The sequence below is a fragment of the Terribacillus sp. JSM ZJ617 genome (genome assembly GCF_044383785.1).
Classification (GTDB): domain Bacteria; phylum Bacillota; class Bacilli; order Bacillales; family Amphibacillaceae; genus Terribacillus.
This window is the reverse complement of record NZ_JBISEQ010000004.1, coordinates 345,944-359,734: the sequence shown is the minus strand read 5'-3', so window position 1 is coordinate 359,734 and position 13,791 is coordinate 345,944. Positions and strand designations below refer to the sequence as shown.

13 protein-coding genes, 2 tRNA genes and 1 rRNA gene are annotated in these 13,791 nt (G+C 42.1%); 7 read left to right on the top strand and 9 right to left on the bottom strand.

Annotated elements, in window-relative coordinates; all coding sequences use genetic code 11:
- The 3 genes from rrf to ACH6C1_RS15400 form a co-directional block, all read left to right on the top strand.
- Positions 1 to 101, top strand: a 5S ribosomal RNA gene (gene rrf / locus ACH6C1_RS15410); the annotation flags it as partial.
- A 31-nt stretch (positions 102 to 132) separates the two neighbouring features.
- Positions 133 to 207 (top strand) — tRNA-Asn (locus tag ACH6C1_RS15405).
- 2 nt (positions 208 to 209) lie between these two features.
- A tRNA-Thr gene (locus ACH6C1_RS15400) sits at positions 210 to 282 on the top strand.
- A 102-nt stretch (positions 283 to 384) separates the two neighbouring features.
- Here ACH6C1_RS15400 and ACH6C1_RS15395 read toward each other — a convergent pair.
- Both ACH6C1_RS15395 and ACH6C1_RS15390 read right to left on the bottom strand, forming a co-directional pair.
- Complete coding sequence (locus tag ACH6C1_RS15395) at positions 385 to 1,116, bottom strand: SDR family oxidoreductase (protein WP_374078592.1); 732 nt, start codon at positions 1,114 to 1,116, stop codon at positions 385 to 387.
- 55 nt (positions 1,117 to 1,171) lie between these two features.
- Positions 1,172 to 1,420 carry an Atu4866 domain-containing protein gene (locus ACH6C1_RS15390; protein ID WP_095224745.1) on the bottom strand — a complete coding sequence of 83 codons (249 nt, stop codon included), beginning with the start codon at positions 1,418 to 1,420 and terminating at the stop codon, positions 1,172 to 1,174.
- 127 nt (positions 1,421 to 1,547) lie between these two features.
- On the opposite strand from ACH6C1_RS15390, the gene ACH6C1_RS15385 reads away from it, so the two are divergent.
- On the top strand, positions 1,548 to 2,459 hold the full coding sequence (locus ACH6C1_RS15385) for an AraC family transcriptional regulator (protein ID WP_374078589.1): 912 nt from the start codon (positions 1,548 to 1,550) through the stop codon (positions 2,457 to 2,459).
- A gap of 46 nt (positions 2,460 to 2,505) precedes the next feature.
- Here ACH6C1_RS15385 and ACH6C1_RS15380 read toward each other — a convergent pair whose 3' ends face one another.
- Genes ACH6C1_RS15380 through ACH6C1_RS15370 form a run of 3 tightly spaced genes read right to left on the bottom strand, consistent with a single transcriptional unit; the run spans position 2,506 to position 5,818 of the window.
- Entirely contained in the window at positions 2,506 to 4,143 is a 1,638-nt protein-coding gene (locus tag ACH6C1_RS15380; protein WP_374078586.1) for an FAD-dependent oxidoreductase, read from the bottom strand.
- Between the two features lie 12 nt (positions 4,144 to 4,155).
- Positions 4,156 to 5,454, bottom strand: a complete 1,299-nt coding sequence (locus tag ACH6C1_RS15375) for an arsenic transporter (RefSeq protein ID WP_374078583.1) — start codon at positions 5,452 to 5,454, stop codon at positions 4,156 to 4,158.
- A 19-nt stretch (positions 5,455 to 5,473) separates the two neighbouring features.
- Positions 5,474 to 5,818 carry an ArsR/SmtB family transcription factor gene (locus ACH6C1_RS15370; protein ID WP_374078580.1) on the bottom strand — a complete coding sequence of 115 codons (345 nt, stop codon included), beginning with the start codon at positions 5,816 to 5,818 and terminating at the stop codon, positions 5,474 to 5,476.
- Positions 5,819 to 5,941: 123 nt separating this feature from the next.
- Here ACH6C1_RS15370 and ACH6C1_RS15365 point away from each other — a divergent pair, with 123 nt between their 5' ends.
- The gene (locus tag ACH6C1_RS15365) at positions 5,942 to 6,154 is read left to right on the top strand and encodes a hypothetical protein (protein WP_374078577.1); all 213 of its coding nucleotides are present in this window, start codon (positions 5,942 to 5,944) and stop codon (positions 6,152 to 6,154) included.
- Positions 6,155 to 6,303: 149 nt separating this feature from the next.
- Positions 6,304 to 7,020: a YebC/PmpR family DNA-binding transcriptional regulator gene (locus ACH6C1_RS15360; protein ID WP_095224739.1), complete on the top strand. Its 717-nt coding sequence runs from the start codon at positions 6,304 to 6,306 to the stop codon at positions 7,018 to 7,020.
- Between the two features lie 40 nt (positions 7,021 to 7,060).
- Here ACH6C1_RS15360 and ACH6C1_RS15355 read toward each other — a convergent pair whose 3' ends face one another.
- From ACH6C1_RS15355 to ACH6C1_RS15340, 4 genes are all read right to left on the bottom strand, one after another.
- Positions 7,061 to 8,506, bottom strand: coding sequence for an SLC13 family permease (locus ACH6C1_RS15355; RefSeq protein WP_374078574.1), 1,446 nt, complete (start codon positions 8,504 to 8,506; stop codon positions 7,061 to 7,063).
- Positions 8,484 to 9,689 (bottom strand): glycerate kinase family protein, encoded by a 1,206-nt coding sequence (locus ACH6C1_RS15350; RefSeq protein ID WP_374078571.1) that lies wholly within the window; start codon positions 9,687 to 9,689, stop codon positions 8,484 to 8,486. The genes ACH6C1_RS15355 and ACH6C1_RS15350 overlap by 23 nt, the downstream gene beginning before the upstream one ends.
- Before the next feature lie 274 nt (positions 9,690 to 9,963).
- Positions 9,964 to 10,713 (bottom strand): SDR family NAD(P)-dependent oxidoreductase, encoded by a 750-nt coding sequence (locus ACH6C1_RS15345; RefSeq protein ID WP_374078568.1) that lies wholly within the window; start codon positions 10,711 to 10,713, stop codon positions 9,964 to 9,966.
- 280 nt (positions 10,714 to 10,993) lie between these two features.
- Entirely contained in the window at positions 10,994 to 12,658 is a 1,665-nt protein-coding gene (locus tag ACH6C1_RS15340) for a sigma-54-dependent transcriptional regulator (RefSeq protein ID WP_374078565.1), read from the bottom strand.
- Positions 12,659 to 12,888: 230 nt separating this feature from the next.
- Here ACH6C1_RS15340 and dapA point away from each other — a divergent pair, with 230 nt between their 5' ends.
- The gene (gene dapA / locus ACH6C1_RS15335; RefSeq protein WP_374078610.1) at positions 12,889 to 13,776 is read left to right on the top strand and encodes a 4-hydroxy-tetrahydrodipicolinate synthase; all 888 of its coding nucleotides are present in this window, start codon (positions 12,889 to 12,891) and stop codon (positions 13,774 to 13,776) included.
- The last annotated feature ends 15 nt before the right edge of the window (positions 13,777 to 13,791 follow it).

Genomic DNA, 13,791 nt, shown 5'->3' with positions numbered 1-13,791 from the left:
AGCGAAGAGGTCACACCTGTTCCCATGCCGAACACAGCAGTTAAGCTCTTCAGCGCCGATGGTAGTTGGGTTCGCCCCGTGAGAGTAGGACACTGCCAGGCAGTTCTTTTTTGTATACATATTTAATATTGATCCACAGTAGCTCAGTGGTAGAGCTATCGGCTGTTAACCGATCGGTCGCAGGTTCGAATCCTGCCTGTGGAGCCATTGCTTCCTTAGCTCAGTCGGTAGAGCACCACCATGGTAAGGTGGGGGTCAGCGGTTCAAGTCCGCTAGGAAGCTTAGAAAAAAAGTATTAGAGTTTAATTACTCTAATACTTTTTTTGATTTTATAGATATTTAACTATTGAGCCCTATCATACTAGAAAGGGCTTTTTCTGTAATTTATGATGATAAAGAAGGTCTTACAATCAATTCACTAACATCGATCTCTGCCGGTTGTGAAATTGCATAAAGAATGGCTTTTGCAATAGCAGATGCAGGAAGAGCTAGTCGGCGATATTCGAGCATAGCATCACTCGCTTGTTTATCAGTAATATGATCAGCCAGTTCTGATTCAGTAACACCCGGTGAAATTAGAGTTGCACGAATATTATTGGTTCCTTCCTGTCGCAATCCTTCCGTGATTGCACGGACCGCATATTTGGTTGCACAATAAACTGCTGCTGTTGGAGTTACTTCGTATGCGCCTATAGAAGCGATATTAATAATATGTCCGCTATGCTGTTTCTTCATCAGAGGTAATACAGCACCAATACCATGAAGGACACCTCGGATATTTACATCAATCATACGATTCCATTCATCAATTTTCAGAGCTTCCAATTTTGATAGTGGCATTACACCAGCATTATTTACAATAACATCAATTTTTCCGTATGACTCTATAATCTCTTGTACTGTATCCTGCATTTGTTTAAAGTCTGTAACATCCAGCTGCTTATAATCGGCTATATATCCTTTTTGGCGGATTGAAGATACAACTGATTCTAACCTATCTGTTCTGCGGGCTGCAGCAATTACAACAGCACCATTTTGAGCTAACAATTCTGCAGTTGCTGCCCCGATACCGCTGCTTCCTCCAGTGACAAGAACAACTTTATTCTTTATACTCATGCTTGTATCTTCCTTTCTAATTCAACTTTGATAGAAGACCCTTTGCGTGACCACATTATTCTTGGTCACGATATAGGATCATTCCTGCGTGGTATAAGATCCCGTTACGAAAATCTCCATCAGCTGTGAATCCCGTATCATCTTGGTATTCAATGTGGTCACCTATTATTTGATAAGCACCTGTATAAGCGCCTTCGACATTGCCGCGAGCTTCCACATAGCGTCCGTCGGGCAGCAGTTCATGCCGGATATACCGGTCTTTGGTGACCCAAAGTCCAGCATAAGAATGAGTAGTAATCTTCAAACGATATCACTCCTTTTCTGATTTACTATTAGTATCAAGGAAAGTAAGCATGGGGCGGTAGCCGGCATCTCTTTAATTCTTGCCCTATTCTCCAAGCTGATGAGCTCTACAAAGGAGGATGTATTCCATGTCATCGGAAGAACAATTGCAATTGAAAGAACGCGAGCTTACAAAGTTAGTCACAACACTTGCAACCAAGGATGGTACGAATCTTACACTTATCTCTGGTTTGGAATTTATTCGATCTGCAAAGCCGCTGGAACCTGTACATACAATGCATGAACCTGCGTTATGCATCGTTCTGCAAGGAAGAAAATTGGTATCTGTTAATGGGGAGGACTTCTTTTACCAGAAGGGTGATTACTTAGTCGTAGCAGTTGATCTGCCAGTTATCGGAGAAATATTAGAGGCAAGTGAAAAGGAACCATATCTATGTCTTCGCTTGAATTTTAATTTCATGCAGATTGCAGAAGTTTCAAAAGAGTATAAGCAGCACGCAACCAATAAAGGTATTTCCGAGAGAGGCATATATCTAGATCAGACAAATGAAGTAATTGTGGATGCATTAATCAGACTCGTGAAACTGCTGCATACTCCTGAAGATACGGAGATACTTGCACCACTTATTATCAAAGAAATCCTTTACCGTATCATGCAAGGGAAGTATGGCGGCAGAGTAAAAAACCTCGCTGCAAAAGGGAGTAAGTTATCTGAAGTAGCCGCTGCTCTAAGTTATATAAAGAAGTATTTTTCTCACGAAATAAAGATAGATGAATTGGCTAAACAAGTAAATCTTAGCACGTCGGCTTTATATCATCATTTTAAACGAGTTACAACTATGACTCCTAATCAATACCAGAGAGCATTACGGCTGCAAGAGGCAAGGAGATTAATCATTGGAGAAGATATGAGAGCTGCTGATGCAGCCTTCAAAGTTGGATATGAAAGTCCCACTTATTTTAATCGGGAATACAGAAAAATGTTTGGCAAGCCACCAGGAAGAGATCGGAAAGAGAATCTAAAGTTATATAATACGTAGTACATTCAAAAACAAAAAGCCGCATACTACCGTATGCGGCTTTTTCTTACTTCCTGTACTTCTGATAATTCTTATTCCCACCAGAGAGATTATACACCTCTTTGAATCCCATGTTCCTTAATATATTCTGTGCAGCATTGCCCGTCACACCACTGTTGCAATAGCAGAGGGTCGGCTTTTTCGGATCAAGATCATTTGCTTTCTCCCGCAGTTTTGCTAAAGGTATGTTAACTGCCTCTGGTACGTGCGATGTGTCATATTGGGTTTTAGCACGTGTATCAATGATCTGGAAAGACTCGCCTTGTGCCAGCCGATGCTGCAGCTCTTTAGGCGTAAGCAGCTTATTATGCTTCTTGATGGCATTATCGAGTGCCATGCCCGTGTACATGACAGGATCCTTTGTCGTGCTGAATGGCGGGGCGTATGCCAAATCGAGATGGAACAGGTCCTCTGCTTTGGCTCCGAACGTCATAGCGGTGACAAATACATCAATACGCTTGTCCACGCCTTCTTCTCCGACTGCCTGAACGCCGAGCAGTCTGCCGGTTGCTCGGTCAGCAATAGCTTTTATTGTAATCTCTTTGCCTCCAAGATAAGCGGCGCGGGCAGGCTTGATATTATGCAGTGTCTCGATATCATACCCATGTGCAAGAGCCTCTTGTTCGTTCATGCCAGTCTGCCCAACAGCTAGTTCGAATACACGGACAATCCCTGTTCCGAGAATACCGCGATGTGCAGAATTGCCTCCGGTAATGACATCACCAGCTATGCGTCCCATTTTATTAGCGGTGGAACCGAGAGGGCGATAAATGGCGTTACGGGTAATAACAGAAAAGCTCTCTGCTACATCTCCGACTGCATAAACATCAGGCAAGTTGGTCTGCATTTTTTCGTTAACTGCAATTGCGCCTGTTTTGCCAATGTTAACGCCAATCTTTTCAGCCAAAGCTGTATTTGGTTTGACTCCTGCAGCTAGGAAGACAATATCAGATGTAATTGTATCTCCGCTTGACGTAATGACATCTGTATTTGTAATGCGAACAGCCTCTTGCCCGAGCAGCAAATTTACACCATGTGCTTCCAATGTATCTGCCACACGGTCAGCTATATCTTTATCCAGATGCCTCATCACTTGATTGCTGCGCTGGATTATAGTTACTTCAATCCCTGAATGGGTGAGCTGTTCGGCCATTTCCAATCCAATATAACCGGCACCAATGATGGTAGCACTTCTCGGCTTCCGGGATTCGATGAATTGGTCGATGGCGCCTGCATGCTGGATCGTACGCACGTGAAAGACATGCTCCAGATCTGTACCTTCTATAGAAGGTGTTATCGGGCTGGCGCCAGTTGCGAAAACGAGAACATCGTAAGTGTCTGTCGCTGTTTCTTCTGTCTCCAAGTTTTTAATAGTCAAGGTCTTGCTATCATGATCTATATCTACTACTTCATGCCTTGTTTGAATCGAGACATTATAGCGCTTTTTGAACCAAGCTGAATCACGAGGATTCAGTGTTTCCAACTCCTCTACCTCATCGCCGACAAAATAAGGAATACCGCAAACACTGTAGGATATATCATAATCCCTGTCATAAATGCGGATATCTGCTTCTTCATTATTACGACGTGCTTTTGCTGCCACGGAGGTACCGGCTGCGACGGATCCTATTATACGGATTTTCATATTATCTCTCCTTTAATGGATGATGGCTAACCATATATAAAGTCCTGTTAGTGTTATAAACAGTGTTGGTATAGTTAATACAATTCCAGTTTTGAAATACACTCCCCACGATATTCTGACACCTTTCTGGGATAGGACGTGGAGCCATAGCAGCGTTGCCAGTGAGCCAATCGGCGTGATTTTAGGACCGAGATCAGAACCGATCACATTTGCATAAATAAGGGCTTCCCGCACAGCTCCGGATGTGGACGTCTGGGAAATCGCGATAGCATCAATCATGACTGTCGGCATATTATTCATGACCGAAGACAGAATGGCTGCGATAAATCCCATACCTATCGTGCCGATGAACATACCTTGGTCTGCTACATACTGGATCATGTCTGCGAGTATATCCGTCAGACCAGCATTACGCAATCCGTAGACTACGACATACATCCCGATAGAGAAGAAGACGATATTCCAGGGCGCACCTTTCACCACTGCTTTTGCTTCAACTGCTGGGCTGTGCCGTGCAATAAGCAGGAAGAAGACAGCTATTGCCCCGGCTACAAAGGAGACTGGGATATGGAAGAATTCACAGACCAAATAGCCGATCATTAATAAAGCGAGTACATACCAAGATAGTTTAAACATTTTCTTGTCTTTAATAGCCGAAGACGGCTGTTTCACATAATTTACTTCATAGTTCTTCGGAATACGTTTTCGGAAAAATAAGTAGAGCACAAGGATGCTTGCCCCGAGTGAAATCAAATTAGGAATGATCATACGCGAAGCATATTCCAGGAAAGTGATGTTAAAGAAATCAGCTGATACAATGTTCACCAAGTTACTTACGATCAGCGGCAGTGATGTTGTATCGGCTATGAACCCACTTGCAATGATGAATGGAAATACGAGTGTTTCTTCAAAACGTAGTGCTCGTACCATCGCCAGCACGATCGGTGTCAGGATCAAGGCTGCACCATCATTTGCGAAAAACGCGGATACGACAGCTCCCAACACACAGACATAAACGAACATCTTCACGCCGTTTCCTTTTGCGGCAGCAGCCATATGTAAAGCGGCCCATTCAAAAAAACCGATGCTATCCAATATTAGTGAAATCAAAATGATGGCCACAAACGCCAAGGTAGCATTCCAGACGATGTTGGTCACTTCCCATACGTCCGTGAAATTAACCACACCTGCTAAAAGAGCAAGAATTGCACCACCACAGGCTGTCCAGCCGATATTCAGATTCTTCGGCTGCCAGATGATAAGTATAAGTGTGATAAGAAAAATGATACAGGCTAAAACAGTTGTCAACATGTGAATAAAAACTCCTTACTTAACACGTGATTGCTTCTGCTTTGGTCCGCAGCTTTACGAGCTGCTCATCATTCTCGTCTAGCTGACCGAGAATTTGCTCTACCAAAGCGTGCTGTTCACAAGTTTCGTTAAAACGATAGTAGCGCCATTGTCCGCGCCTTTCTTCGTAAACAAGACCTGCTTTTTTAAATTTACGCAAGTGCTGGCTGATAGCTGGCTGGCTCACTTCAAACATGCCTACCAGTTCACAGACACAGTACTCCTTTTCCATCAGTAATTTCAATAGCAGCAGACGTGTCGGATCATGAAGGATCTTTAAAGTCTCTGTAAGCTTTTCCGTTGATAAAGCAATTGATGCCGCCATCCAATTCCCTCCTTCTGATACTAGTATATAAGCAAATTGTTATATAAGGCAATCGTTATATGATATGTTTAACATAGATAGGGAAGCAGCGTGACGTCATGCTATTGGAGAGGAGGGTGTCCGATGCTTTTAAACAAAGGCGGTAAGTTGAGCCCAGCGTACTTTTTATCCTATTTAGAGCTTGTGGATAGCTTCAGACAATGCAGCAAAGCAGAGGTGTATGACATAGTCTTTGATAGGCTATTCGACCGGGACAAAGCAAAACTTGGTCCAGCTAGCTTTCAAGCATTCGAAACAGCATATGAGCAGTTCAGTAAAAAGCATGAATCCATCTAAGGGTCCATGCATTTATTTTATAGAGGATGCTTATATCGATTACCTGATCAAGTGCCCCAGTTTAAGAAAGCGGCTTTATGCGTTATAATGGTAACAGCAATCATTATTCACACACAGTTTTAAAATAGATTGAAAGAGAGTGTTCATTAATGGGACGTAAATGGAACAATATCAAAGAGAAGAAAGCTTCGAAGGATGCCAATACCAGCCGGATTTATGCGAAGTTCGGCCGTGAGATCTATGTAGTTGCCAAACAAGGCGAGCCCGATCCAGAAGCCAACCAGGCATTGAAATTCGTCTTGGAGCGTGCGAAGACGTATAACGTACCTAAGGCAATCATCGAGCGTGCGATCGAGAAAGCCAAGGGCGGCGGCGAAGAGAACTACGACGACATGCGCTACGAAGGTTTCGGTCCGAGCGGCTCTATGATTATTGTTGATGCATTGACGAACAATGTAAACCGTACAGCACCTGAGGTTCGTGCTGCTTTTGGTAAAAACGGCGGTAACATGGGTGTCAGCGGATCTGTTGCTTACATGTTCGATGCAACGGCAGTAATCGGAGTGGAAGGCAAATCTTCTGATGAGGTATTGGAAATCTTGATGGAAGCTGACGTTGATGCACGTGACATCATCGAAGAAGACGATGCGGTCATCGTTTATGCAGAGCCGGATCAGTTCCATGTTGTACAGGAAGCTCTTAAGCAAGCTGGAATCGAAGAATTCTCGGTGGCTGAGCTTACTATGCTGGCCCAAAACGACATCACTCTTGATGCTGAAGCACAAGATCAGTTCGAGAAGCTGATCGATGCGCTTGAGGATCTGGAGGATGTGCAGCAGGTTTATCATAATGTTGATTTAGGTTAAAGTGAAAAAGCAGTGCCATTGCGGCGCTGCTTTTTTTATCTTATAGAGATAATCCTGTCCATTTCCAATAAGTAAAATAGAACAATAGGATAACAAGTACATAAATCGGCATGAGCACAAGACTTATTTGGAGTAACTTTTTTGCGTCGTATGTGCAATCACCTTCTTCATAATAAAGAAGCAGCGCTTTTGAGCTGACAGGGAACGTTACACAGTAATTCATTCCTATTAAACTTAAAAACACGATAGTATCGAGTTCGACAGCGATAGACTGCCCAAAAAGGATTAAACTTGGTATAAAGACAATAGCACGTGTTGTATGCGAGGTGATATATAAATGACTGGTTACGGTTACGACGGAAAGCAGCAGAACAATCGTCCATTCTGAAGCTCCTGCGAATAAATGCAAGTTATGCATCACTTCTTTTTCCATCCAGCCGACAACGCCCGTATCCACTAATACTTTCCCCAGCGCTGTGGCGGCTGCCACAAATAAAAGCAAGTTCCATGAAATGGACTTTATACCTTGTTTCCAGCTTATTACGCCATAGCCAGGCATCATAAGCAGCAATGCACCAATCATAGTGACAAATGCGATATCATACCCATGAATATTTTCAGTAATCCATCCAATGATCAAACCAACGAGTATGATAATTGTCTTTCTCTCTATCTTAGTTATAGGTGTAACCCTATGCGCGCTTTTAATAGGAAGGACATCGCTGCTATCTGATGCGAAGCGCTTCGGCCATAAAGTTAATTTTAAGATATACATTGTTATTAAAGTGATAATGATTGTAAAGGGCACACCCCATATCAGCCATTGCGCGAATGATATCGATTGGTCCGTTGTACTTTCTAGTAATCCAATACCAATCAAATGGGAACCAGCACCAATTAAAGTTGCTGAGGTGCTCATTAAAATGATGACTGGAGCTAAAATAGCTAAAAATTCTTTTTGCTTACTTGAAAAGTGAGTACCTAGTTGCTTGATAATTGGCATGGATAGGGCAGCCCTTCCTGAAGTGGAAGGGATAAAAAGCACCGTTAATCCCAATGCAAGAGTAAAAGCCCGTATCAAGGAATGTTTCGATTTAGCCCGAAACAGGATAGCATGACTGAACCGCTCAGCAAGTCCTGATTCTTTAATACTCTCACCAATCACAAATGCACCGAGCATAAGCCACACAACTTCTTCACTGAATGATTGATAAAGCAGTTGGGGTTCGCCTGCATTCATAAATATGATAAAAGCGATAAGCGAAACAGCAACATATCCAGCGGGAATTTTCGTCGTGATCCAAAGTGTCATTGCGGACAAGAAAGCAAAAAGCGATACTTTTGCGGCATAATTCATATCTGTCACTATCACAAATAATAGGATAAACGCATGAATAATACCTATAAGACGTGCTTTTCCAGAGATTTCTTTATTCTGTTTGGCCAGATGCTTTTTGCTTCTTCTATACCGATTCACTTGTTCCATGAGATTGGATCCTTTCTTTCGAGGTCCTTTGGTCTGCTAATGTCACACCTATTGTGATTTGGCGCAGGATGCATTCCACACTCTCTTTGATCCATCGAGGTGCTTTCGATATAGCTTTCTCTAAGGTGACGGGGTATTGAATGATACTTACGTATGCATCGATACCTGCTTTGTAATTGTTTTCGGCTCCGCGTCCAATTGTGCCCGTAATCGCTATGACAGGTATATTGTATTTCTTTGCAATCCTTGCAACTTCACAAGGAATTTTTCCATCAGGTGTCTGGAAATCAATACTGCCTTCACCGGTTATAACGAGATCCGCATCTGCTATTTTATCTTCAATCTGAATGTAGTTTTTAATCAGGTCGAATCGGGGGTGCAGCCTCGCACCTGTGAATGCAAGAAGCCCTGCCCCGAGCCCCCCTGATGCACCGCTTCCTGGTGCGTGGCGGACGACCATACCTGTAGATTCCTCAATTAATGTAGCGTAATGGTCAAGTGAAACTGAAAGGGCATCAACTTGCTCGGTTGTTGCTCCTTTTTGTGGGCCAAAAACTCTCGCCACGCCGTGGTCACCGCATAATATATTTTTCCAGTTGCAAGCAACATCAATAGAAACGTCATTCAGTCTGTGGGGTAAGGCAGACGTGTCTATTGATATCGCTTTCATTAAATCCGTGACAGATCTTATAGCAATACGATTCTGCTTTTCATCCAGAAATACAGCACCAAGAGCCTCAGCCATACCTGCGCCACCGTCTGATGTACCAGAATCACCGCAGCCAATAATTATTTTATTGACGTGTTTGTCTAAAGCATCAAGAATTAATTCGCCCACGCCATATGTGGTTGTTTGCAACGGATTCCTCAAGTCTTTTGGTACCAATTTCAAGCCTGCAACGGCAGCCATTTCTATCACTGCTGTGCGAGTTTCCCCCTCTTGAAAAATACCATAATGGCTATCGAACTTCTGCCATACAGGTCCAGTGACAGTCTTATGGATTAACTCACCGTCTTTGATCTTAACAATCGCTTTTGCAAAGCCTTCTCCTCCATCTATCATGGGAAGTATCTCGGTCTGGATAAAAGGTTCGAATTTTTTAGCACCTGCTCCCATTGCAACAGCCACTTCTTCTGCATCAAGACATTCTTTAAAACCTGATGGAATCATAATAACTTTCATAATTTTTTCCTCCAATATATTTTTTAATACTGCTATCATAGCTTTCAAAAAGGTGTATTTACTGTGAAGTACATTAAGATTGGATTAAAGATTGATGAATTTTCAGAAAATATGGTGGTGTGTTGCGTAGAAGGAGGAGAGAAGGGAGCATAGTGGATTTGAATCTAAAAACTGTAAAGAGCAGAGACCTCATAATGGGATTCTGCTCTTTTGATTAAGCAATATTTTTTTACGTCCAGGTCAGAGCTTAAAAGCGTATTTTTACATAAAACACTTAGCGCATAAGTGTACCACCGTTCACATGGATAGATTGTCCCGTAATAAATGATGCTTTTTCCGAAGCTAAGAAAAGAGTCATTTCCGCAACGTCAGACACATCTCCCAATCTTTTCAATGGAACTCCATTTATGACTTTTTCTCTGTATGTATCATCCCACTGCTCGGTCATATCCGTTTCAATTGGACCAGGGCAGACCGCATTCACCCGTATGTTATGACGAGCCATCTCATAGGCCAGGTGCATGGTCAGGTAATTGAGTGCTGCCTTGGATGCACCATAGGCAGGAGTAGCATTTTTATGTGGTGTGTTTGCGGTTGTAGAACTGATATTTATAATTACCCCATCCTTATTTTCTACCATAAAAGGCAATGCGGTCTGACTCATTAAAAAAGCACTGGTCAAGTTCGTTTTCATAACATTGTCCCAATCGCCCAGAGTGGTTTGGAGAGTAGGAGTACGGGTGTTCATACCTGCATTATTAACTAAGACATCAACCTTTTGAAAGGTTGAACTAATTATTTCCTTGATTTGATTTGCGGTCTCCGGGCTGCTGGCGTCACCTGATACTATAAAACATGTGCCGCCTTCCTTTTGAATGTCATGCTGAAGGGCTGCCAATCTTTCGCTGTTTCGACCGTTCACAATCAGTGATGCTCCATGCCTAGCAAAGGTTAGGGCAATTTCTCTTCCGATTCCTTTTGTGGCACCAGTAACTAAGACAACTTTGTTTTGGAATGACAACATGATCCCTCCGATGTTTTGAGTAAGAAAACAAATATACGTTTAAAAGATAAACAGATAGTAAATTAACTCTTAGTAAGATAGGATTTAATTGCATTTTCGTTGCTAAAGTAAACAAATATATATAGGCTTATTGTAAGCGCTTAATTGAAAGGTTGCAATCGGATATTGAAGAATGTGTTATTGAATGGGAAGGAAGTCAGCTAGTTAAGGAGGGAGTTCGATTTAGTAAAAGATAAAAAAACACTGATCTTATCCTCTTCTGGAGGTTAAGATCAGTGTTTTACTGGATTTCTTTTAATTTACGCCATAAGGTTGTACGGTTAATCCCTAATCTTTCTGCTGTTTTAGAGTTGTTTTTCTTTTCTTCCAGCCATACTGCTTGGATGATTTGCGTTTCAATATCGGCTAATGTTCCAGTAATGTCAATTACTGTTTTACTTTGATCCTGAAGTTCATCGATTATGTCTGCAATAGTAGAATCTTGGATATAGGCTGTCTCTTCCTTTCGTACAGCTTTGTTGATGATTCTGCTTAGCTCGATAATATTTGATTCAAATGGATTTGATTCAAGAAGCTGTATCGCATCTTCACTAATGCCTGCGATTTGCACGCCATATTCACTATTAAAACTTGAAATAAATAAGCGGATCAGATTTGGAATATCTTCTTTGCGCTCCCGCAGCGGCGGAAGATGGAGCGTCTTGAATTTTGCTGGAATCCGATCTGATGTCTTATTGTTCATGGCAAGGATAATACGAAATGGAACTTTCGCCTTTAGCTGCTTTTCTATCCAGTCCTTTGTTGTTTCCTCTATTTTATCGGCATTCACTATATAAAGCGTACCGCCATCCTCCAGCACTATTGCCAGATAGGGAAGCAATACGCTTGGGAATGCTGCTCCGTCTATCCGGAGAAAATCAGTAGTATCGTTAGTGTGAATATATCTAGCCAAGCTTTCTTTTCCTGTACCATTTTCACCAATGATGACAATAGGAGCAGGTTGTTCACGTAATGCTTCAGCTTGTTCAATAGCCAGCTGCACTTCTTCATGGTTGGAGCTTAAATAAACCGAAGCATTTGGATCAGCCACTAAAGAAATGGACGGCAGCGATTTAGAAGGTGCTTCCTGTTCCAGTAATTCAATGACTGCTTGCTGTGAGCTCAATTGATGCGCATGTAATTGGTAAAATCTATTTTTGTATACCACTTCAACTAGTATTTGTTCAAACTGAAAAATAGCCGCAGCAATTCTTCTGAGGAAAGAAGATGGAAGCGGTATGGGCTGGGTTGAGAGTGAACGAAGCTGCAGATACTTATCTGTTATGATCGTATGCTGATTCAAATCTTGGAGGATTTGTGCATACGTATCTCTTTCTTTCTTTATTTTTTCCACAGTACGGTACGTTTCTACTGCTTGGCGAAGAGCATTAACGACACTTTCTTTTCCAGAAGTCAATAAAAGGCCGTGCATGCCTATTTTTTCTGCTAATTGAACTGTGATTACATCTCCGATAACAAAGGTATAATTCTCTTCTTTCAATAATCGCAGCTGATTTTCAATATGATGCTCATCATCTATGGCATAAATATCAAGATTTACATCGATCAACTGACTGACACTCGATACCGCATTGGCTATAGCTGGGAAACCGACAAAGGCGACTCTGTTATCTGTATCCTTGATCAGCGTGATAATACGAAGCAGGTCAAAACCAGACACCTCTATATTTATTACCGGGATTGTAACATGTTGCTTAATCCGTTCAGCAGTACCGCCTCGGCTAATGATGATATCTGTGCCTTGCTTCTCAGCTTCTATTGCAAATTTAACCCCCTGCTGTAAATCACCCTGCACTATATCAATGTTGCCAAGTTCTTTTTGGTTGGCAACGTCTTGAATTAATTCTCCTAAGCCAGCATAAGGAGCAATGGCTGTAATCTTCATTTCCTTCACCTCAAGTGTAATTAAACGCCTTACTTGTACGTTACCACATTCAGTATGAATCTAAAAACCTTTTCTACTCTATTATAGCCATTCATAATGTTATTTTGTTTCATTATGAAACGAAATTATATTTGATGTTTAATGCATGACTATTAATTATTATAAAAGGTTGATTTATGAAACAGTTTGGAGTATGCTTTATGAAAGCGCGTACAATGGAGGGGAAGAAAATGAATTTAACAGGTATTTGGCCAGCGATGGTCACGCCTTTTACAGAAAACCAACGTATCAACGAAGATGCTATACAAAAATTAACGAATTATCTTATAGAAGCTGGTGTTCATGGATTGTTTGCTTTAGGCACAAATGGCGAATTTCATATGCTGGACCGAGATGAGAAACTCTCCGTTGCAAAGGAGATCATCCAAACAGCTAATGGAAGAGTGCCGGTGATGGTTGGAACAGGAGGCAATTCCACAAAGGAAGTAATTGATCTATCCCGAGATATGGAAGCATTGGGTGCTGATGCGCTTTCCATTATCACACCTTATTTTGTCGCTCCTGACCAAACGGATCTTGCAGTTCACTACGAAACGATTGCCAGTGCAGTTACTATCCCTGTCATGCTATACAATATCCCATCCAAAACAGGGATGTCGATAGAGGCAGAGACGGTTGCCAGACTTGCAAAGCACCCGAACATTCTTGGTATCAAAGACAGCAGCGGAAACATCGATAACATCAAAGCTTATATAGAAGCTACTAAAGATGAAGAATTTGCAGTGTTTGCTGGAACAGATTCCCTAATCCTTCAAACATTACGTGCCGGAGGGCAAGGAGCTGTTGCGGCTACCGCGAATGTGCTCCCGGATAAAGTGTTAGCAATTTATGAAGGGTTCCAGAATAACGACGAACAGCAAGCAGAGGAAGCGCAGTCCAGTTTGCAGCCTTTACGGGAGACTTTCGTGCTTGGATCTATTCCAAGTTCCTTAAAGAAAGCAGTAGAGTTAGCCGGAATTCCGGTAGGACCGCCACGACTGCCAGTCACCGAAGCAAAAGGAGAAGTACTGCAAAAGATCGAGACCATGATGCAAGGATACAACTTACACACTCGTTAACAAAAAGGGGAGAGC

What these genes read in the sequence shown, in the direction of transcription:
- ACH6C1_RS15345 (WP_374078568.1), bottom strand. Translation starts at nt 10,713, where the DNA reads ATGTTGTCATTCCAAAACAAAGTTGTCTTAGTTACTGGTGCCACAAAA.
- ACH6C1_RS15370 (WP_374078580.1), bottom strand. Translation starts at nt 5,818, where the DNA reads ATGGCGGCATCAATTGCTTTATCAACGGAAAAGCTTACAGAGACTTTA.
- ACH6C1_RS15340 (WP_374078565.1), bottom strand. Translation starts at nt 12,658, where the DNA reads ATGAAGATTACAGCCATTGCTCCTTATGCTGGCTTAGGAGAATTAATT.
- ACH6C1_RS15375 (WP_374078583.1), bottom strand. Translation starts at nt 5,454, where the DNA reads ATGTTGACAACTGTTTTAGCCTGTATCATTTTTCTTATCACACTTATA.
- dapA (WP_374078610.1), top strand. Translation starts at nt 12,889, where the DNA reads ATGAATTTAACAGGTATTTGGCCAGCGATGGTCACGCCTTTTACAGAA.
- ACH6C1_RS15365 (WP_374078577.1), top strand. Translation starts at nt 5,942, where the DNA reads ATGCTTTTAAACAAAGGCGGTAAGTTGAGCCCAGCGTACTTTTTATCC.
- ACH6C1_RS15355 (WP_374078574.1), bottom strand. Translation starts at nt 8,506, where the DNA reads ATGGAACAAGTGAATCGGTATAGAAGAAGCAAAAAGCATCTGGCCAAA.
- ACH6C1_RS15350 (WP_374078571.1), bottom strand. Translation starts at nt 9,689, where the DNA reads ATGAAAGTTATTATGATTCCATCAGGTTTTAAAGAATGTCTTGATGCA.
- ACH6C1_RS15380 (WP_374078586.1), bottom strand. Translation starts at nt 4,143, where the DNA reads ATGAAAATCCGTATAATAGGATCCGTCGCAGCCGGTACCTCCGTGGCA.
- ACH6C1_RS15360 (WP_095224739.1), top strand. Translation starts at nt 6,304, where the DNA reads ATGGGACGTAAATGGAACAATATCAAAGAGAAGAAAGCTTCGAAGGAT.
- ACH6C1_RS15395 (WP_374078592.1), bottom strand. Translation starts at nt 1,116, where the DNA reads ATGAGTATAAAGAATAAAGTTGTTCTTGTCACTGGAGGAAGCAGCGGT.
- ACH6C1_RS15385 (WP_374078589.1), top strand. Translation starts at nt 1,548, where the DNA reads ATGTCATCGGAAGAACAATTGCAATTGAAAGAACGCGAGCTTACAAAG.